We start from the raw sequence: 20,559 nt of genomic DNA on the forward strand, positions 1-20,559 counted from the left end.
TTAATGATAAATTTCAGTTTCAATGAAAAAGATGCCCTTGCACCTTTTCCGACCTCATTTTAGTCTAACATACTTCCTACTGGTTTTCTCCCTCTAAGTATTGACGATTTTTGCACTTTTACTATTCATGTTTAAAACTATGTAAATAGGTCTGAGCGAGTATTTGGAATCAATCCAAAATATGTTATTCTGATGAAGGATTTATCGAAAGAGTGGAGGCACACATGAAAAAGGCTTTTGGTTTTTTTATTATCGTTCTATCCCTTCCTGCTTTATGGTGGATTAGCACAAACATTAAAACAGAAATCAATATTGCACAAGCACATGAGGAACAAATGACTAATGCAATACATTTACCCGAGGTAGAGGCCCAACTACCTGTTACACTTATTGATCGAAATGGGCAAACATTTAGTGAGGAATATGTCGAATGGCGGCAGCCACTAAGTTTACAAGAAATTCCACAAATTGCCCAGGAAATATTCATTACCAGTGAGGATGCTGATTTTTATACGCATATTGGCTTTGATTTAAGTGCTATTATTCGTGCAGTTGTAGCCAATTCAAATAGCAACACAACCTCTCAAGGTGGTAGTACAATTACGCAGCAGCTTGTTCGGATGCGTTATTTATCCGAAGAAAAAACATATGAACGGAAATTAACAGAGCTTTTTTATGCCTATGAATTAGAAAAAGAATTTGATAAAGAAGCCATTTTAACGATGTACCTAAATGAGTCCTATTTCAGCAATCAAGTTTATGGCATTGGCGGAGCAGCCACCTATTATTTTCAAAAGCCACTCCAAGAATTATCCATCGCTGAAATAGCTTTCATTGCTGCCATCCCAAATAACCCTTCCCTTTATAATCCTTTAAAGAATTATGATCAAACTAAAGCAAGGCAGGAGCGTTTGTTAGATACCCTTGCAGCAAATGGGGCTATTACAGAGGGAGAGGCAAAAAACTATAAGGCTGATGCCATTACATTAAATGTGAAAGATAAAATTCAAAGTTATCCAATGTATAGCACTTATGTTCTTCAAGAGCTAAAATGGCTTATTGCAGAAAAAGAAGGTTATGCGGATCGACTAAGCTCTACAGATAATGAGGAAGAAAAGAAAAAAATTAAAGCACAATTAGACATTCGACTCAATACATTATTTCAAAATGGACTCATCATTCACACAGCACTTGATCCTACTAAACAGCAACATGATGAGGAAAAAATGTCAGCTATTTTAGGTACTAGCCCATGGCAAGCTGCAGGTGCAGCCATTGAAAACCAATCAAGAGAAATAGTCAGTCTGTATGCAGGAAAGAACTATGAAAAATTTGATTTCCATCGTGCATTCCAAGGAACACGTCAGCCTGGTTCAGCTTTTAAGCCTCTGGCAGTCTATGCTCCATTCTTCGAAACAACATCTCATACACCTGATTCGATTGTCAATGGTGGGCGTTATTGTGTGGGCTCGTTTTGCCCACAAAACTATGGGGGCTATACGTATGGTGATGTGTCAATTCGTACTGCTTTTCGACATAGCTATAATACATCTGCACTTCGTCTCTTTCAAACCGTTGGCGTCGAGACAGCCTTTCATTACCTTAATCGCTTTCACTTCCGCTCGATTGTAGAGAAAGATTATAATTATGCTGCATCATTAGGAGGACTAACCTATGGTGTAACAGCATTAGAACTAGCAGATGCTTATACTAGCTTTATTGATGGCTCTTATGTACTTGCACATAGTATTCGAAAAGTCACAGCATTAGATGGAACAGAGCTTTATAGTTGGGATACACAGCGTGATCAAATTTGGTCTCCTAAAACAGTAAAATACATGCGTGAACTCCTTGCAGATGTTGTAGCAAACGGTACGGGTCAAGGTGTCTATAGTAATAGCAGCTACGTTGGTGCAAAAACAGGGACAACGAATGACTATCGTGACTACTGGCTTGCTGGACTCAATAATGAATATACTGCTGCTGTATGGCTAGGGTATGATAAACCTCAATCGATGCAGCAATTAGAAGAGTACAAAATTCATCACCAATTATTTAACGTGTTGCTTGAGTAGTGAAACATGCAAAAGGTAGTAGTCGCTAAGACTACTACCTTTTTAAAGTGTTAAAAAACAAAACCATCAATTAAATTTTTATTAAAGATGTAAATGGTTTTCCGTTACAGGCTACTTGCTTTCCTGTGGACGAGCGCCGAGCCGCTTCCTCCGCTCCGTACAGGGGCTCGCCTGTCTCACTATCCATGGGATTTAACGTCACAGAGGAGACCCTGGAGCGAATGTAAAGGAGTGAAGCGGCTCATCAACGCCCCCTGGAAAGGACGCTGGCGGAGCGGAAATCAACCCCTCGCCTTTCAAACTCTCTTTTTCTACTATTAACATCACCATTTTAATAGTATGTATTAATTTGCAAACGGCAAACTTGCCAAAATGCCATTATATAGCTTTAATACGACATAAATAACTAATGTTAAAAGAATCGTCCACATAAAAAGCTCAAAGATTAATAGACCGATTGTGCCGCCCATTGATATAAAATGACTCATTTTATAAATCAGATAAATAAAGTAGGTAAATATCGTTATGACGAAAATACCTATTAAAACATAAATAAATTGGATGGCAAATGCAGAACACATAGCACCTACAAATAAGATAATATAGCCACCTCGAGCCTGACTAACTGTGGCTCCTTCGTTGTCCTTTGAAAAGAACAGCATTCCTACTTCATGAATGGTTTCGCCTACTAGTTTAAGGGCAGAAAATAACATAAAAAAAACAATGGCAAAGACGATGAGAAGAAATACACGTAACTCAAAATCTGATAAAAACTCTCGCATTCCTGAATACACACCGATGGCTTGAAAAATCTGTAAAGATTTACCAACAGCATACATCCCAAATGTCAAACTAAACAATAAAATTGTAATTAATGGTAGATAACCATAGATATATGGGTTCTTCATAAAAAATTTTTTTCCTCTATTTTTATTGATAACTTCCTATTTATAATATAACGAAAATTCTCCAACGACCGCAAGCTAAATCCCAATAGTACATATGCATTCCCAATTAAAGTACGTTATAATTGATTTACTTACCTGCATAAAGGAGGGTTTTTTTGTTACAAGTACTTTATATTTTTATTCCAATGCTTGTTGCAATATTAGTGCCATTATTATATAAACGCATGAATAATATTCACACAGGTTGGTTTGTTCTTGCTGTACCTGTTACGCTTGCTGTTATTTATACAACATATATTGCTCAAGTTGCTAAAGGTGAAGTATTTACTGCAGAGCTACCTTGGATTCCATCGCTTGATATTTCCATCATCTCATATTTAGATGGACTTAGCTTATTATTCTCATTACTCATTACTGGAATTGGCTCGTTAGTTGTGCTTTACTCCATTTTTTACTTAGATAAACATAAAGAAAAATTACATAACTTTTATGTTTACTTACTGTTATTTATGTCAGCCATGCTGGGAGTAGTACAGTCAGATCATTTAATTACTCTTTATTTCTTCTGGGAGCTAACATCCATATCATCATTTTTACTCATCGGCTATTGGTATAATCGGGATGCCTCACGCTTCGGTGCATTAAAGTCTATGATGATTACCGTTGGCGGCGGTTTAATGATGTTAGGTGGCTTCGTTCTTCTTTATTTAATGGGAGGAACCTACTCGATTCGAGAATTGATAGTCATGGCACCAAATTTAGTAGACCAACCTTTATTCACTTGGTCACTTGTCCTATTACTCTTGGGAGCATTTACAAAATCCGCGCAATTCCCATTCTACATTTGGTTACCAGATGCCATGGAGGCGCCAACACCAGTAAGTGCATACCTTCACTCAGCTACAATGGTCAAAGCAGGTATCTATTTAGTTGCACGATTTACGCCGATATTTGCAGCCTCTGAACTTTGGGTGTGGCTTGTAACAGGTGTAGGTATCTTAACTTTATTCTGGGGTTCCTTCTTTGCAGTGAAGCAAACTGATTTAAAAGGTATTCTAGCATTCTCTACAGTCAGTCAGCTTGGGCTTATTATGTCACTACTCGGGGCAAGTGCTGTTGCTTTTCATGCAAATGGCTCAATCGATACCATAAAATTTGCTGCATTTGCTGCCATTTTCCACCTTATTAATCATGCAACATTTAAAGGCAGTCTCTTCATGATTGCAGGCATTGTGGATCATGAAACTGGAACTCGAGATATTCGTAAACTCGGTGGTTTAATGAGTATTATGCCAATTAGTTTTACAGTGGCTGCAATAGGAAGTTTATCAATGGCTGGTCTTCCACCATTTAATGGGTTCTTAAGTAAAGAAATGTTTTTAACAGCGATGCTTGCACTTCAAAAGTTTGAATTCTTCGGCTTTGAAACATGGGGAGCACTCTTCCCTATTGTTGCGTGGATTGCTAGTATTTTTACATTTATCTATAGTTTCTATTTTGTTTTCCGAACATTTAATGGGAATTACAAACCAGAGCAGTTACCTCATAAACCACATGAGGCGCCGATTGGTATGCTAATTTCTCCTATTCTTTTAGCAGCTTTAGTTGTGACAATCTTCTTTATTCCAAACTTTATCGGTAATACCTTTGTAAAACCAGCCGTTCAAGCGATACAGCCATTTTTGTATGATTCACCTCAAGCTGTTGATATTCATGTATCTGCTTGGCATGGCATTACCCCAGAGTTACTGATGACCATTGGAATTATAATAGTTGGGGTATTGTTATTTGTTGCCTTACCAAAATGGCAAGGGATGTATCAACGATTCCCGCAAGCGTTAACATTAAACAATGCCTATGACAAAATCATGCAGGGATTAGATGTTGGCTTAAATCGTATTTCCCGACGCTATATGACAGGTTCTATGCGTCACTATTTACTCTATATGTTTAGCGGAATAACTATTATTGTTATCGGCTCTCTATTCGTGAAAGATGCATTTAGTATTTCATTCCAAGGGGCCTCACCAATTAATTTGTATGAAATTATCTTGATCGTAGTTTTATTAATTGGTACTGCCATCACCATCTTGGCCAAATCACGTTTAACAGCCATTATTGGGCTTGGTACTGTAGGCTATACAGTAGCCTTATTCTTTGTCATTTTTAACGCACCTGATTTAGCGCTGACACAGCTCGTTATAGAAACGATTTCAGTAGCATTATTTTTATTAGCATTTTACCATTTACCTAAGCTTGGTAAACGCGAGGAGCGTATGAGGTTCCAGTTAAATCGTGCCATTGTTTCCATTGCAGTTGGTGTGATGGTAACACTTGTTGCGCTATCAGCTCATTCCCAAAAACTAATTCCCTCTATTGCTAAGTACTACGAGGAAACCGTCTATTCATTAGCTGGTGGCGGAAATATTGTAAACGTAATTTTAGTAGACTATCGTGGTTTCGATACATTGTTTGAAATTACAGTACTCGGCATAGCTGGCATGGCCATCTTAGCTATGATTAAGTTACGTATGAATAGAAAGGAGAACACTCATGAAAACAAATGATGTGATAATACAATTTACAGCTAAAATTGTATTTTTCATTATTTTCTTCTTCTCCATTCATATTTTTTTAGCTGGTCACTATACACCTGGTGGAGGCTTTGTTGGAGGTCTGTTAACATCAAGTGCACTTGTTCTTTTAGTGTTAGCCTATGATATCAACACAGTCCGCCGTATTCTACCTATTAATTACACATATTTAACAGCCATTGGCTTACTATTAGCCCTTGCTACTGCGGCATACCCAATGTTTGTGGGCAAACCGTTTTTCACACATTTCTTTGATTATTTCGATTTACCGCTTCTAGGCAAACAGTCATTACACACGGCTATGCTTTTTGATAGCGGGGTCTATTTGGTTGTTGTCGGCGTTACGATGACCATTATTCAAACGATTGGAGAGGATGAATAATGGAAATAATTATGGCCTTTGTGATCGGCTTTCTTTTTATGGCAGCGGTCTATTTAATCTTATCAAAAAGTTTATTGCGCATTATTATTGGAACAGGTCTGTTAAGTCATGGTGCTCATCTACTCATCTTAACAATGGGTGGTCTTGGTGGTGAAGCTCCACCTGTCTTAAACGAAGGAGCCAAAACATTTGCTGATCCCTTACCCCAAGCACTTATTTTAACTGCAATTGTTATAAGTTTTGGGGTGACAGCATTCTTCCTTGTACTTGCCTACCGTTCCTATCAAGAGCTTAACATGGATGATATTAGCTTAATGAGAGGAAGTGATGAGGATGAATAACTTCCTACTATTACCCATTATCATCCCGTTTTTCTTCGGTATGATTTTAATGTTTGGACAAAAAAATCTAACTTATCAGCGATCATTTTCATTACTTGGGATTGGACTAGCCCTCCTCTCTGCCCTCTCACTGCTTTTAACAGTGAAAGAAGATGGTATTCAAAAGGTCACATTTGGAAATTGGCCTGTTCCTTACGGTATTACAATGGTATCTGATATGGTGTCTGCATTGCTCGTTACAACGACATTGCTTATTGCACTATTTGTTGTTTGGTATGGCTTCGGTTCTATCACGAAGGAACGCGAACGCTTCTTTTATTACCCTGGTATTATGTTTATTTTAACTGGGGTCAATGGTGCCTTTACAACAGGTGATATTTTTAACTTATTTGTGTTCTTTGAAGTATTGTTAATGGCTTCCTATTTACTCATCGTTTTAGGTGGTGAGAAGGGGCAACTGAAAGGGTCAATTAAATATATTTTAATTAATGTTATTTCTTCGGCATTATTTGTTATAACCGTGGCCTATTTATATTCTGTAGTAGGGACATTAAATATGGCTGATATTGCGGTAAAAATTGCTGAAATTAATCAACCAGGGATTATTACTGTTATTGCCGTACTATTTTTAATGGTATTTGGACTAAAAGCAGCTATTTTCCCATTATACTTTTGGCTTCCTACTTCGTATGCAGCAGCCCCGATCCCTGTCTTAACTCTATTTGGCGCTCTGCTCACAAAGGTTGGGGTCTATGCCATTACACGTACCTACACACTATTTTTTGTACATGATTTATCCTATACGCATGATTTACTAATGGCATTAGCTATTGCAACAATTGTGGCTGGTTGTATTGGAGCACTCGCTTATTTTGATGTAAAGCTCATTATTATCTATAACATTGTCATTGCAGTAGGTGTCATTTTATTTGGTGTCTCTCAAATGAATGAGGCTTCTTTAAAAGGAGCGATGTTTTATTTAATTCACGATATGCTGATTAAGGCAGCACTCTTTATGTTAATCGGCATTGTCATCTACATTACTGGTACATCTGACTTGCGTAAAATGGGTGGACTTATGAAAAAATACCCTGCACTGGGTTGGTGTTATTTAATAGCAGCTTTTGGCTTAGCTGGAATTCCACCACTTAGCGGGTTTGTTGGAAAGCTGTTAATTGTTCAGGGAGGCTTTGAGGCTGGAAGTATGTGGAGCAGTATTTTCATTTTAGCATCTTCACTGCTTGTTTTACTATCCGTGATTCGTATTTTCCTCTATGCCTTTTGGGGTGAGGAAAAAGAAACACAAGGTACCGTCGACAAATCTACCTATAAAATGCTGTTTATGCCTACTGCCTTGTTAGTACTTATTACGGTCGCATATGGTGTGGGTTCTGAATGGATTACGCCATTTATGGATGATGCTGCAAAACTATTAAATGATCCATCTATCTATATAGATGCTGTGATGAAGGAGGATTAGCACTATGGCATTTCAAATGATTTTAAATTTTGTACTTGCCTTTGTCTGGATGTTCCTTTCCTCTAATTACACAGCAACTGGTTTTATCATAGGATTCATGATGGGGATACTTTTACTTATTCTCATGCGGAGGTTTTTCAAGTCCCGTCTTTATGTCTATCGATTATGGGCCCTGCTAAAATTAACGTTGTTGTTCTTTAAAGAATTAATTTTAGCAAATGTTCAAGTGTTAAAAGTAGTGTTGAAGCCTAAACTGGACATGCAACCAGCCTTTTTTGCTTATCCAACTGTTTTAACACAAGACTGGGAAATTACGTTATTATCAAGTCTTATTACTTTAACACCAGGAACAGTTGTAGTGCATGTTTCGGATGATGCGAAAACATTGTATGTACATGCAATTGATATTAACGATGTGGATGAAGCCATTGCTTCCATTCGAGATTCATTTGAAAAAGCGATTTTGGAGGTGAGTAAATCATGACAACATTTATTATTGCTGTAATCGTAGTGATTTGCTTATCAATGATAGCGGTCATTTATCGAATGGTAAAAGGTCCTTCCGCATCCGATCGTGTTGTAGCTTTGGATTCACTTGGTGTTTCACTCATTTCCTTAATCGGACTATTTTCGATTTTAGTGGAAACAAGCTTCTTTCTTGAAATCATTTTATTGCTAGCAATTTTATCGTTTATCGGTACGATGGCTTTCTCTAAATTCATAGAGAAAGGAGATATCATCAAACGTGACAATTCTCGCTAATAGTTTAGTTATCTTTTTCATTACTGTTGGAGTACTCTTTATTGTCGTGACAGCTATCGGACTTGTCCGCTTACCTGATTTGTATACACGTGCACATGCCGCTTCAAAAAGTGCAACACTTGGCGTCATGTGTGTACTGATTGGTGTATTCTTTCACTTTTGGCTGATTGAAGATCATTTCAACCCTCGTATTTTACTGGGGATACTCTTCCTCTTTATTACTGGTCCTGTTGGCGGACACATTATGACGCGTTCTTCCTATATTGCTGGTGTTAAGCCTTGGAAAGGTACCGTACGTGATGAACTAGGTCCTGAAATTGACAGAATGAAAAAGGAACAAGGTGTAAAATAAACGTAAAAATCTGCCCGATTACTAAATCGAGCAGATTTTTTTAGTTAAATATATCCCTTGGCAGTTAAAATATTTGTCAGTTGCTCCACACATTCTTCAATGGAATGCTGTTCTGTATCCAAAATAACTTCTGGGTTAATCGGTTCTTCATATGGAGCGCTAATCCCTGTAAAATTAGCAATTTCAGCATTCCTTGCTTTTTTATACAAACCTTTAGGATCTCTTTTTTCACATGTTTCTACTGAACACTTTACAAAGACCTCTAAAAATTCACCATCCTCTACAAGTTCACGGACTACCTGACGATCTTCTCGATAAGGTGAAATAAAAGCCGTTAGCACAATTTGACCGCTCTCTATAAATAACTTTGAGACTTCACCTATTCGACGAATATTTTCTTTGCGCCCTGCCTCATCGAATCCTAAGTCACTATTTAAGCCATGACGCACATTATCACCATCTAATACGAAGGCTTGATTGCTCCTTTCAAATAATCGACGGGCAAATGCATTAGCCACTGATGATTTTCCTGAAGCAGATAAACCCGTAAACCATAAAATAAAGCTTTGATGTTTATTTTTTGAACGGCGTTCTTCTTTTGTAATGGAGGCTTCATGCCAAACAATGTTTGAACTCATTTCACTACCTCCTTACTCATGCCTTTAATTAAAATGTCTACGACTTCTTTACGACTGAATGTACTTGGTGGTACTTCTCCATTTCGTAGCATCTCACGTACCTTCGTTCCTGATAGAATGACATGGGCAGAGCTATCATGTGGACACGTCTTTGTCGTCGCCATGCCTTCACATTGCTGGCAATAAAAGCTATGCTCAAATTTCAGTGGGACAATTCCTAATTCATCTTCAGTAAACTGTTCAAAAATCTTTTGTGCATCATATGTGCCATAATAATCACCAACACCTGCATGATCACGACCAACAATAAAATGAGTACAGCCATAATTTTTTCTAACAAGTGCATGAAAAATAGCTTCCTTTGGTCCTGCATATCGCATAGCGGCTGGGAAAATACCTAATTGTACACGACTTTCAGGATAATAGTTTTCTAATAAAACCTCATAGCTCTCCATACGTATAGCAGCTGACACATCATCTGACTTTGTTTCTCCAACAAGTGGATTTAGAAATAACCCATCAATCGTTTCAAGTGCTGCCTTTTGAATATATTCATGCGCCCTATGGACTGGATTACGTGTTTGGAAGCCAACAATAGTTTTCCATCCCTTGTCAGCAAATAATTGTCGCGTTTCTATTGGGTCAAATGAATAAGCAGGGAACTTTTGTGTAAGACGTTTAATTAACGTAATTTTCCCTCCAACATAAATGGCAGGACGATCAAAAAGCTTTTGAACGCCCGGATGTGCTAAATCCTCTGTTCCATAGACAAGTAAAGCCTCTTTCCGTTTATTCGGCTCATAAATATCTGCTACTTCAATAACGCCATATACTTCATCACCATAAACCAGCTTCACCTCGTCACCAGGCTGTAAAATGGACGCTTTCTCTTTTGTAACAGGTAATGTAATCGGAATACTCCATACTACGCCTGATGCTAAACGACTTTGTGCCACGACTGACTCATAGTCTACTTGTGTTAAAAAACCTTCAATTGGGCTATACCCCCCTATAGCAATTAGCTCTAAATCACTCAACGAAATTGCATCCAATTCAATTTCCTTATGAATAGTTGTGATTTTTTTTTCCGGATTAAATGCTTGCACAAGTAGTCCACCATGTGGTTGTAGACTCATAAAAATCTCCTCCTAATTCTAGTTAAATACTAAGTTTTGTAGTCAAAAGATAGTGATGATATGATTCAATTTAAATGCCTTCCCCTGCATCATAGATAGACTGCTCTTCTTCACGCATCGTACGCATCAGACTAATGACCCCTAGCGTCCCAACAATAATGCTGCCATTTAAAATAATGGTATAAAGGTCTTTTTCTAAAAATAACTGCACTAAAAAATAAGAAATGACTAATGAAAAGATGGGTGATACAACCCAAATACGTATAATTTTTTTCACAATATGCTTATGGAAGATTTGTTTTCCGTTTTTCGCCATCCCCATCCCAATGATGGATGAAGAAGTGACTTGTGTTAAGGGTACTGGAAGCCCAAAAATTGAGCTTACGCCAACAAGCAGTGCACCTGTACTTGAAATAAGAATGCCCTCTGCCTTTTGAAAGCGCACTATTTTTTTACCGTTTGTTTCAAGCACTCGTTTACCAAGTAGCAGAGCACCTATTGCGACAAATGCACCGCCAAGCACAATGCCCGTTGTCACATCCATCATTCCTGCTCCCACCAACGGCCCAACTGCATTGGCAACATTATTCATCCCCGCTGAAAATGCTTCGAAAAATCCTGCTAAAACGAGAAGAACAGTTAAAATTGGCCGATCTTTCAGCAATCCTGTGTTTTGTAACTTATATAATAACTTTCCACATACAAGAGCAATGACAAAGGCAACAAGCGGTACAATCACCCAAAATGATATAATGACAAGCAGCGAATTGACGAATAGTACTTTATAGGCAATTCCTACACCCACGACAGCACCCACTGTTACTTCACTTGTTGATAAGGGAATGCCTAAAAGATTGGCGAAAAATAACGAGCTTGTCGCAGAAATCAAGATAATGATGACAACCTTTACCGTAATATATTCCTGGGGCATAATGCCTGAGCTTATCGTTTTAACTACCTCTCCTCCGCCTAATACAGCTCCACTGTAGACGCCTATCGCGCATAAAAGCAATGCTTGCCACGCTTTTTTGATGGCACCTGCCCCATAAGCAACACCCATTGAGGCTGCTGCACCGCTTGCTCCTATGTTCATCGCAAAAAATAAACTAATAGCTATTGCAAAATATTCAAGCATGGCAGAACTCCTTTATTCATGTAACCCGCACTCGGTTTTACCAGAACCTTGCCATCTACCTGAACGTAAATCCTCCATTGTAAATGATGGTTTCGTACAATGCTCACAGCCGATGCTTGGATAGCCTTGATCGTGTAACGGATTATATGGCAAACTGTGCTTCGAAACATAACGCCAGACATCCTTCCAAGTCCAATGAATCAATGGACAAACTTTAATCGATTTAAATTTATCGTCACGATTTAAAAAGTTTGTTTGTTGACGTGTTGGTGATTGCTCACGACGTAAACCTGATATCCAAGCCTTTTTACCTGATAAGGCTTCGTGTAAAGGTTTTATCTTACGAATATCACAGCACTTATTTGGGTTGGTTTTCCATAGTTCGTCACCATGTTGTGTAGCTTGTTGCTCAAGTGTAAGGGTTGGCTTTTTCATGACAATGTTGAGTTGTGGATATTTTTCTTTGACTTTATGAATGGTTTCATATGTTTCTTTAAAGTGTACATCTGTATCTAAAAATACAATCGTAGCGTTAGGCTTTACCTTTGAAATGAGATCAATTAAGACAATGCCCTCAATACCAAAGCTACATGCATAGACGATTTCATCTCCATATTCTTGATAGCTCCACTGTAAAACCTCTAGTGCAGCCTTATACATATCATCAACCTGAAAATCAATGATCGGTTCTTGCCAATTTTCGTAAGTTAACATCGAATCCCCCTCATAGCAAAAAAGGCGTTCTAACAAAAGACATAGGAAAAACAGGTCTTTGTTAAAACGCCTCTAGTTTGACTAGCCAGCTCTATATTTAATGATTGTTCACTAGTAGTTGTTACCTCGTACTACAATCATTCTTCTTATTACCAAATATATACTAAAGTACACCAAGCAGTCAACTAGGTTTTTTAAATATCTTTTCCATACACCCATTTTTTTTGCTCTTTGCTGCATATGATGAGTGGTATCTAAGGACACTTTTATTAATTTTCAAAATAAATAATCTTTTTTATAATTCCTTGTTGACTAATAGGAAATATATGTTTAATGTATTACTAAAGCTTTGACCTAAAAAAACGCTGATCAGAGGATCTGAAGGCCATCTACCCAATGTTGTCATGTCATTGTGGGTGATGGCTTTTTGCATTCTTAAGACAGAAAAGGGGCGGATTAACTATGAAAAAAAAGAGCTATGTTCTACAATCCTTGGCATTATTAACTATTCTAACGCTTAGTTTAACTGGCTGTGGAAGTGCTAACTCAGATGAAAAAACAAGCGGTCAGGAAGACAAGAAGTCTGTAGAGCTACTAAATGTTTCCTATGATCCAACACGGGAGCTTTACGATGAGTTCAACAAAGATTTTATAAAAAAATGGAAGGATGATACTGGCCAAGACGTCACAATCAATCAATCACATGGTGGATCTGGCAAACAGGGGCGTGCAGTTATTGATGGTCTTGAAGCCGACGTTGTGACACTCGCACTCGCTTACGATATTGATGAAATTGCTCAAACTCGTGAGCTGCTGAATAAAGATTGGCAAACCGAATTTGATCTTAATTCGACTCCCTATACATCTACAATTGTTTTTTTAGTTCGCAAGGGCAATCCAAAAAACATACAAGATTGGGATGATTTGATTCAAGATGATGTATCTGTCATAACGCCTAATCCCAAAACATCTGGAGGTGCACGGTGGAACTACTTAGCTGCTTGGGCTTATGCCGGAAAGTTATATAACAATGATGAGACAAAAATAAAGGAATTTATGAAATCACTTTACAGCAATGTAGAAGTACTTGATTCTGGCGCTCGTGGAGCTACAACAACATTCGTAGAACGTAAAATTGGTGATGTCTTAATTGCGTGGGAAAATGAAGCATACCTCTCTCTCAATGAATTAGGTAAGGATGAATTTGAAATCATCACGCCTTCATTAAGTATTTTAGCAGAGCCACCAGTTGCAGTTGTAGACAAAATCGTAGATAAAAAAGGGACACGTGAAGTCGCTGAAGCTTACTTACAGCATTTATATAGTGATACAGGGCAAGAAATTGCGGCGAAAAATTATTATCGACCACGTAGTGAAACGATTCTAGCAAAGTATAAAGATCAATTCCCTCAGCTTGAACTTGTTTCCATCGATGATTTTGGTGGTTGGTCACAAGCACAAGCAACCCATTTTAAAGATGGTGGTACCTTTGATGAAATATACGTACCACAATAAGGAGCGTTTTGATGAGCAGTTTAATCATTCCTAAAAAATCGCGTCGAATTATTCCAGGCTTTCATTTATCTCTTGGTTATACAATGCTTTACGTAAGTTTACTAGTGTTACTACCACTTTCCATGATTTTCATTCATACCATGTCCTTAAGCTGGTCAGCATTTATTAATATCATTACAGATCCCCGTGCTGTTGCTTCCTACAAAGTGAGCTTCAGCACTGCACTGATTGCAGGCTTACTAAATGTTTTTTTCGGTACGACTATTGCATGGGTTCTCGTTCGCTATCAATTTCCCTTTAAACGAATCATTGATGGGCTTGTAGACTTACCTTTTGCATTGCCTACTGCTGTCGCTGGAATTGCTTTAACATCTCTTTATGCACCAAATGGTTGGATTGGTCAATTTTTTGATTTTAAAATTGCCTTTACACCTCTTGGCATCATTATTGCTTTAACCTTTATCGGGCTACCATTTGTTGTACGAACGGTCCAGCCCGTTTTACAAAATATCAGTGCTGAGGTGGAGGAAGCTTCGGCAAGCCTTGGAGCCAATCGTTTACAAACCTTCCGTAAAGTCATCTTACCAGAGCTAGTACCAGCAATTTTAACTGGCTTTTCCTTGGCCTTTGCGCGCGCTTTAGGTGAATATGGCTCGGTTGTTTTTATTGCAGGAAATATGCCGATGAAAACGGAAATTACGCCGTTAATTATTATGACAAAGCTTGAGCAATATGATTATGCGGGGGCAACTGCCATAGCTGTTGTCATGCTTGTGACATCCTTTATTTTGTTGTTCACCATTAACTTGATACAATGGCTAGCCAATCGTCGGTTTGTACATTAGGAGGTACTATATGGAACAATCAACTTTTATTCAGCAGGCTAGTACAGGAAAAAGGAAAGCAGCTACACAGACTGCTGCCTTACAGGAGCCTCGTATTATTCGCTATACGTTAATATTTATTGCCTTAGCTTTTTTAGCTTTCTTTATCGTACTACCTTTAGTATCTATTTTTATTACAGCCTTTCAAAAAGGATCCGATGTTTACTTTGCTGCGATTACACATCCAGATGCATTAGCTGCTATTAAGCTTACATTAATCGTCGTAGCCATTACTGTACCCCTCAATGCGATCTTTGGCGTAATGGCTGCCTGGGCACTTACAAAGTTTAATTTTAAGGGGAAAAATCTATTACTTACTATGGTAGATTTACCTTTTGCAGTTTCACCTGTTATCGCAGGTTTAGTGTTTATTTTATTGTTTGGCTCACAGGGACTATTTGGTGAATGGTTGTTTGCACATGATATTAAAATTGTTTTTGCACTACCTGGCATTGTCCTTGCCACAATTTTCGTCACATTGCCCTTTGTTGCACGTGAATTAATACCGCTGATGCAAACCCAAGGTATATCTGAGGAAGAAGCGTCCATTTCATTGGGGGCAAGTGGCTTTAAAACCTTTTGGTATGTCACATTACCCAATATTAAATGGGGACTATTCTATGGTTTGATTTTATGTAATGCACGAGCCATCGGAGAATTCGGGGCTGTGTCTGTGGTATCTGGTCATATCCGTGGCATGACAAATACGATGCCCCTTCATATTGAAATTCTCTATAATGAATATCAATTTGCAGCAGCCTTTGCAGTTGCTTCCTTAATGAGCGTAATGGCCATCTTTACATTAATTGTGAAAGACATTATTGCTTGGAAATCAAAATCTAGTTAAAAGGAGATGGTCTCAATGAGTATACAAATTCAAAACGTATCCAAAAAATATGGGTCCTTTCAGGCACTAGAGGATATATCCGTACATATTCAGTCTGGGGAGCTAGTAGCACTGCTTGGCCCTTCTGGATCAGGAAAAACCTCATTATTACGTGTGATTGCTGGGCTTGAAACAACGGATGTCGGCAATATTTTATTTGATGGTCAATCCATCACAGATCGTCATCCAAAGGAACGCAATGTGGGCTTTGTCTTTCAACATTATGCGCTTTTTCGCCATATGACGGTCTTTGACAATGTAGCTTATGGCCTGAAGGTACGTCCTCGAAAAAGCAGACCTTCAAAACAACAAATCAAAGATAAAGTGATGGAATTATTGCAACTTGTGAAGCTTGAAAATTTCTCAGATCGATATCCAACACAGCTCTCAGGTGGGCAACGACAACGTGTCGCACTGGCAAGAGCGCTTGCTGTAGAGCCAAAGGTACTGTTACTAGATGAACCATTTGGAGCTCTCGATGCAAAAGTACGCAAGGAGTTACGTCGCTGGCTTCGAAAGTTACATGATGAATTTCATATTACAAGTATTTTTGTGACACATGACCAAGAGGAAGCTCTCGATGTTGCAGATCGCATTGTGGTCATGAATAATGGCAAAATCGAGCAAATTGGTAGTCCAGATGAGGTCTATACAAACCCCAAAAGTCCATTTGTCTATGACTTCTTGGGCAATGTTAATCTATTTAAAGGTCGCTTACATAATGGTAAGCTCATGCAGGGTGAAGTTGCACTTGATGTACCTGAGGCCCTAACACATTCAGAGGACAATGCGATAGGCTATGTACGTCCACATGATATTCAGATTGAGAAAACAAGTATTTCAGGTACAGTTCCTGTTAAAATCAGCCACATTCATTTGCTAGGACCTATCGTTCAAATTGAACTACGCCGTGAGGATCTTGATGAATTTTTAGAAGCGGAGTTATCAAAAGAACAATTTCATCTTCTTCAACTGAAGGTGGGCGATCAGGTATTTGTAAAGCCGAAACAATTAAAGGTATTTATTCCTGAGGATTATTCTATATAAAAAACCATGTAGCAAATTTTTCTTTGCTACATGGTTTTTATTTTTAATGAAATTCTCTTCCATCATAGACAGCTGTGACATACCCAGCACGAATGACAAAGTCTCCAAAATGTTCGCCCTCTAAACGTTCCTTTGAAAAATGCAGAAGAATTGGTCGTAGCTCTGCTAAAATTTCCTCCTCACCAATATTTTCACGATAGATTTTATTTAAGCGATTGCCTGTAAAACTTGCACCAAGGTACATATTATATTTACCTGGCCCTTTGCCAATAAAGCCGATTTCACCCATTGCTGCACGTGAACAGCCATTTGGACAACCAGACATGCGAATAACAATTTCTGTTTCATTTAAGCCAGCCTCATCAATAATGGCATCAATTTTTGTTATAAGAGAAGGTAAATAGCGTTCTGCTTCTGCCATGGCTAAGCCACATGTCGGTAATGAGACACAGGCAATGGAATTGCGGCGTAAGGCAGAATAATGCGCACCGTCTGTTAGCTTGTATTGTTCAATAAGCGTATTTATTTGTTTCTTTTTCTGGGGTGTTACATTGCTAATCATTAGGTTTTGGTTCGGTGTTAAACGAAAATCACCCGTGTGCACCTTAGCTATTTCACGTAAGCCAGTTAACAACTGATAATCCTCAAAGTCTTTTATACGGCCATTTTGAATAAATAACGTATAATGCCAATGACCATCTGCCCCTTTAATCCAGCCAAATTCATCACCTGTACGCTCAAAAGTATAAGGACGAGCCTGCTGAATTTCCCAGCCTAGACGACGCGTTAATTCTTCTTGGAACCATTCAAGTCCTCTCGCATCAATCGTGTATTTAAATCGTGCATTTTTACGGACAGAGCGATTCCCATAATCACGCTGTATCGTTATTATTTTTTCTGCTGTTTCTAGTAATTTATCTGGCGTTATAAAGCCAATTTCACGAGCAAGCTGTGGATAGGTTTCATGATCACCATGTGTCATGCCCATGCCTCCACCAACCGCTACGTTAAAACCAACAAGCTGATTGTCTTCAACGATGGCAATCAGTCCGATATCTTGTGAAAAAACATCTACATCATTACTTGGTGGAATCGCAATACCAATTTTAAATTTACGCGGCAAATATTGAGCTCCATAAATCGGTTCAATTTCTACATCCTGACTATCTACTACCTTTTCTCCATCTAACCATAATTCATGATAAGCACGTGTTCTCGGCAGTAAATGCTCACTTAGTTTTGCAGACCAATTATAAACCTCTTCATGTAATGCAGACTGGTTTGGATTGACATTACACATCACATTACGGTTCACATCTCCACATGCAGCAAGAGAATCCAATAACACCTCATTGATTTCCTGCATATATTTTTTAACATTCCATTTTAAAATGCCATGTACTTGAAATGCTTGGCGTGTTGTTAATTTTAAAGAGCCATTGCCATACTTTCTAGCCATTTCATCCATCACAAGCCATTGCGCTGGGGTAGCTGCTCCACCTGGTGTTCGTACACGTACCATAAATTGATAGGCCGGTTCCAGCTTTTGTTTCTGACGTTCATTCCGAAGATCTCGATCGTCCTGTAAGTAACTGCCATGAAATTTCATAAGGCGATTATCGTCCTCTGGGATACCAGAGCTTAATGGATTATTCATGGTACGTTCGAGTGTTCCACGTAGGTAATTACTTTCGGTTTTAATACGCTCTACATCACTTGGTTTCCCGGGCTGTGGAGGTAACACTATTTTTTCAGTCATTCTTTATCGCTCCTTTAATCCATTACACCTCAGCGTATTGGGCATACCTGAGGGTTTACTTGCTAACAAAGAGATCAACTCATTAATAAGGGAAGGTTTTCGAGAAATTTGTGTTGAACTCCATTAATAAACGTCACGTTGGTAGCGTTTTTGCTGTTTTAATTCATTCACATAGGCTTTTGCATCCTCTGGTGTTTTCTGTCCTTGCTGCTCAATAATTTGATGAATGGTTGCATCCACATCAGATGCCATTGATTTTTCGTCACCACATACATAAATGACAGCCCCCTGCTCCAGCCACTCATAAAAACTTGCGGCATTTTCTTGCAATTTATGTTGAACATAGATTTTTTGGTCTGTATCACGTGAAAAGGCTACATGCATGTGACTTAATGTGCCAGCAGCTAGCCAACGTTGCCAATCCGTTTGATAGAGGAAATCCGTAACAAAATGCTGATCACCAAAGATGAGCCATGCTTTCCCCTCAATCCCTAACTCTTCTCGCTCCTCTAGAAAAGCTCGATATGGTGCAACACCTGTGCCTGCACCAATCATAATAATTGGCGTTTCATTATTCTCTGGCAATCTGAAATTCGGATTTTTATGAACATAGATTGGTAATGTATCACCTATTTGTATTCGTTCTGCCACACTTCCAGAGCAAACACCAAGACGTTGTCTACCTGCTGTTTCATAGCTTACCTTGCCAATCGTTAAATGAACCTCTTCGCTATTGGCCTTTTGGCTACTAGCAATAGAATAAAGTCGAGCTGGAATTTTACGCAGTAACTCTACAAATTGCTGTGCACTCCAAGTAAATGGTGTAAATTCCTCTACTAGGTCGAGCAAGTCTCTTCCTTTTGCATAGTCCTTCCAGGCTTTTGGTTCTTCAAATAGCTTAGAAAATTCTTTATGCTCTGTATAAGCAGCAATTTTTTCGAGTAACGGTTTAGATAACACCGTAATTTCTAATTTTTTCTGTAGTGCTTCTTTTATTGTTATTGTTTCATCAAAAACAGTCACTTCTGTCTCCGAATCAAATTGAAGTGCTGTCAGCAATGCATTGACTAATTGTTCATCATTCTCTGGCAGAATGCCAATGCTATCGCCAGGTTCAAAATGAAAATTAGCTCCCTCAATCGATAATTCAAGATGACGCGTCTCTTTATTGGAGCCACGACCATTTAGATTTATATTTTCAAGTACTTCAGCGTAAAATGGATTTTTTCTTGAATATGTAGATTCTTCAAGTACTTGCGCCCCTTCGGTGTGTGCTGAAGTAGACGTTGCTGAAGTTGTATGCTGAAGAAATTCCTGTTGAACCGCGGAGAACCACTGTGCAGCTGCGTCATCATAATCTACATCGCAATCTATACGAGGAACAATTCTTGTTGCACCTAATTGCGCAAATCGCTCATCGAAGTCCTTACCTGTCTTACAAAAAAATTCATAGGAGCTATCCCCTAAAGCAAGAACCGAATATTGTAGGTGTTCTAGCTTAGGCGCCCGCTTGCTATGCAAAAATTCATAGAATTGTATCGCTTGATCTGGTGGATCTCCCTCTCCATGTGTACTCACAATAAGTAATAGATTGGTGATCTTTTTTAAATTACTAGCTTTAAATTTCCCTAATGATGAGACAGTTACATCTACCTGCTGCTCTTTTAAAGCTGCTGCATACTTTTCAGCTAATCCTTGACTATTGCCTGTTTGGGAACCATATAAAATTGTTATTGTTTTGGTAATCGGCTGGGCTGCTGGTGGTGCCTGTTCAACAATTGCTTCAAGAGTTGCTTGGGGAGCACTTAGGTAACCGTTTAGCCAAAATTTTTGTTCAATTGTTAATTTAGGGAGAAGCTCGTTTAATAACTTCACCTGCTCTTCATTAAATGGACTGTTTATTACTTGTAATTTCAATCTTTGCCACCTCACGAATCATCTTCATTTCATA

Annotated in this window: 19 protein-coding genes; 12 read left to right on the forward strand and 7 right to left on the reverse strand. The window is 38.5% G+C overall.

Annotated elements, in window-relative coordinates; all coding sequences use genetic code 11:
- The first annotated feature begins 224 nt into the window (after nt 1-224).
- Nucleotides 225-2,075: a transglycosylase domain-containing protein gene (locus LBYS11_RS17985; protein WP_103118708.1), complete on the forward strand. Its 1,851-nt coding sequence runs from the start codon at nt 225-227 to the stop codon at nt 2,073-2,075.
- Between the two features lie 344 nt (nt 2,076-2,419).
- Here LBYS11_RS17985 and LBYS11_RS17995 read toward each other — a convergent pair whose 3' ends face one another.
- Nucleotides 2,420-2,983, reverse strand: a complete 564-nt coding sequence (locus LBYS11_RS17995) for a DUF5366 family protein (protein ID WP_048394459.1) — start codon at nt 2,981-2,983, stop codon at nt 2,420-2,422.
- A 155-nt stretch (nt 2,984-3,138) separates the two neighbouring features.
- Here LBYS11_RS17995 and LBYS11_RS18000 point away from each other — a divergent pair, with 155 nt between their 5' ends.
- The 7 genes from LBYS11_RS18000 to mnhG are packed head-to-tail and all read left to right on the forward strand — an operon-like array spanning nt 3,139 to nt 8,894.
- Nucleotides 3,139-5,550 (forward strand): Na+/H+ antiporter subunit A, encoded by a 2,412-nt coding sequence (locus LBYS11_RS18000; RefSeq protein WP_103118709.1) that lies wholly within the window; start codon nt 3,139-3,141, stop codon nt 5,548-5,550.
- Entirely contained in the window at nt 5,537-5,959 is a 423-nt protein-coding gene (locus LBYS11_RS18005; protein ID WP_103118710.1) for a Na(+)/H(+) antiporter subunit B, read from the forward strand. The genes LBYS11_RS18000 and LBYS11_RS18005 overlap by 14 nt, the downstream gene beginning before the upstream one ends.
- On the forward strand, nt 5,959-6,300 hold the full coding sequence (locus tag LBYS11_RS18010) for a Na(+)/H(+) antiporter subunit C (RefSeq protein WP_103118711.1): 342 nt from the start codon (nt 5,959-5,961) through the stop codon (nt 6,298-6,300). Before LBYS11_RS18005 ends, LBYS11_RS18010 begins: the two co-directional genes overlap by 1 nt.
- Nucleotides 6,293-7,780, forward strand: coding sequence for a Na+/H+ antiporter subunit D (locus LBYS11_RS18015; protein WP_054549430.1), 1,488 nt, complete (start codon nt 6,293-6,295; stop codon nt 7,778-7,780). The genes LBYS11_RS18010 and LBYS11_RS18015 overlap by 8 nt, the downstream gene beginning before the upstream one ends.
- Nucleotides 7,781-7,784: 4 nt before the next feature.
- On the forward strand, nt 7,785-8,264 hold the full coding sequence (locus LBYS11_RS18020) for a Na+/H+ antiporter subunit E (protein WP_048394455.1): 480 nt from the start codon (nt 7,785-7,787) through the stop codon (nt 8,262-8,264).
- The gene (locus tag LBYS11_RS18025) at nt 8,261-8,542 is read left to right on the forward strand and encodes a Na(+)/H(+) antiporter subunit F1 (RefSeq protein WP_004228375.1); all 282 of its coding nucleotides are present in this window, start codon (nt 8,261-8,263) and stop codon (nt 8,540-8,542) included. The genes LBYS11_RS18020 and LBYS11_RS18025 overlap by 4 nt, the downstream gene beginning before the upstream one ends.
- Nucleotides 8,526-8,894 carry a monovalent cation/H(+) antiporter subunit G gene (gene mnhG / locus LBYS11_RS18030; protein ID WP_004228373.1) on the forward strand — a complete coding sequence of 123 codons (369 nt, stop codon included), beginning with the start codon at nt 8,526-8,528 and terminating at the stop codon, nt 8,892-8,894. Before LBYS11_RS18025 ends, mnhG begins: the two co-directional genes overlap by 17 nt.
- 44 nt (nt 8,895-8,938) lie before the next feature.
- On the opposite strand, the gene cysC is transcribed toward mnhG, so the two are convergent.
- From cysC to LBYS11_RS18050, 4 genes are all read right to left on the reverse strand, one after another.
- Nucleotides 8,939-9,532, reverse strand: a complete 594-nt coding sequence (gene cysC / locus LBYS11_RS18035; RefSeq protein ID WP_048394453.1) for an adenylyl-sulfate kinase — start codon at nt 9,530-9,532, stop codon at nt 8,939-8,941.
- The gene (gene sat / locus LBYS11_RS18040) at nt 9,529-10,668 is read right to left on the reverse strand and encodes a sulfate adenylyltransferase (protein ID WP_103118712.1); all 1,140 of its coding nucleotides are present in this window, start codon (nt 10,666-10,668) and stop codon (nt 9,529-9,531) included. The genes cysC and sat overlap by 4 nt, the downstream gene beginning before the upstream one ends.
- Nucleotides 10,669-10,738: 70 nt before the next feature.
- A complete protein-coding gene (locus tag LBYS11_RS18045; protein ID WP_103118713.1) occupies nt 10,739-11,803 on the reverse strand; it encodes a sulfate permease in 1,065 nt (354 codons plus the stop codon).
- 12 nt (nt 11,804-11,815) lie between these two features.
- Entirely contained in the window at nt 11,816-12,517 is a 702-nt protein-coding gene (locus LBYS11_RS18050; RefSeq protein WP_103118714.1) for a phosphoadenylyl-sulfate reductase, read from the reverse strand.
- A gap of 462 nt (nt 12,518-12,979) precedes the next feature.
- Between LBYS11_RS18050 and LBYS11_RS18055 the strand changes: the two genes are divergently transcribed.
- Genes LBYS11_RS18055 through LBYS11_RS18070 form a run of 4 tightly spaced genes read left to right on the forward strand, consistent with a single transcriptional unit; the run spans nt 12,980 to nt 16,849 of the window.
- A complete protein-coding gene (locus tag LBYS11_RS18055; protein ID WP_054549432.1) occupies nt 12,980-14,032 on the forward strand; it encodes a sulfate ABC transporter substrate-binding protein in 1,053 nt (350 codons plus the stop codon).
- 11 nt (nt 14,033-14,043) lie between these two features.
- Nucleotides 14,044-14,877 (forward strand): sulfate ABC transporter permease subunit CysT, encoded by an 834-nt coding sequence (gene cysT, locus LBYS11_RS18060; RefSeq protein ID WP_103118715.1) that lies wholly within the window; start codon nt 14,044-14,046, stop codon nt 14,875-14,877.
- A gap of 10 nt (nt 14,878-14,887) precedes the next feature.
- The gene (cysW, locus tag LBYS11_RS18065) at nt 14,888-15,763 is read left to right on the forward strand and encodes a sulfate ABC transporter permease subunit CysW (protein WP_048394442.1); all 876 of its coding nucleotides are present in this window, start codon (nt 14,888-14,890) and stop codon (nt 15,761-15,763) included.
- Between the two features lie 15 nt (nt 15,764-15,778).
- Entirely contained in the window at nt 15,779-16,849 is a 1,071-nt protein-coding gene (locus LBYS11_RS18070; protein ID WP_048394440.1) for a sulfate/molybdate ABC transporter ATP-binding protein, read from the forward strand.
- A gap of 43 nt (nt 16,850-16,892) precedes the next feature.
- Here the strand turns inward: LBYS11_RS18070 and cysI are convergent, their stop codons facing one another.
- The gene (gene cysI / locus LBYS11_RS18075) at nt 16,893-18,608 is read right to left on the reverse strand and encodes an assimilatory sulfite reductase (NADPH) hemoprotein subunit (protein ID WP_054549433.1); all 1,716 of its coding nucleotides are present in this window, start codon (nt 18,606-18,608) and stop codon (nt 16,893-16,895) included.
- 123 nt (nt 18,609-18,731) lie between these two features.
- The gene (locus LBYS11_RS18080; RefSeq protein WP_103118716.1) at nt 18,732-20,525 is read right to left on the reverse strand and encodes an assimilatory sulfite reductase (NADPH) flavoprotein subunit; all 1,794 of its coding nucleotides are present in this window, start codon (nt 20,523-20,525) and stop codon (nt 18,732-18,734) included.
- Between the last annotated feature and the right edge of the window lie 34 nt (nt 20,526-20,559).

Origin of the sequence: Lysinibacillus sp. YS11, from assembly GCF_002896375.1 — a bacterium.
Classification (GTDB): domain Bacteria; phylum Bacillota; class Bacilli; order Bacillales_A; family Planococcaceae; genus Lysinibacillus; species Lysinibacillus capsici.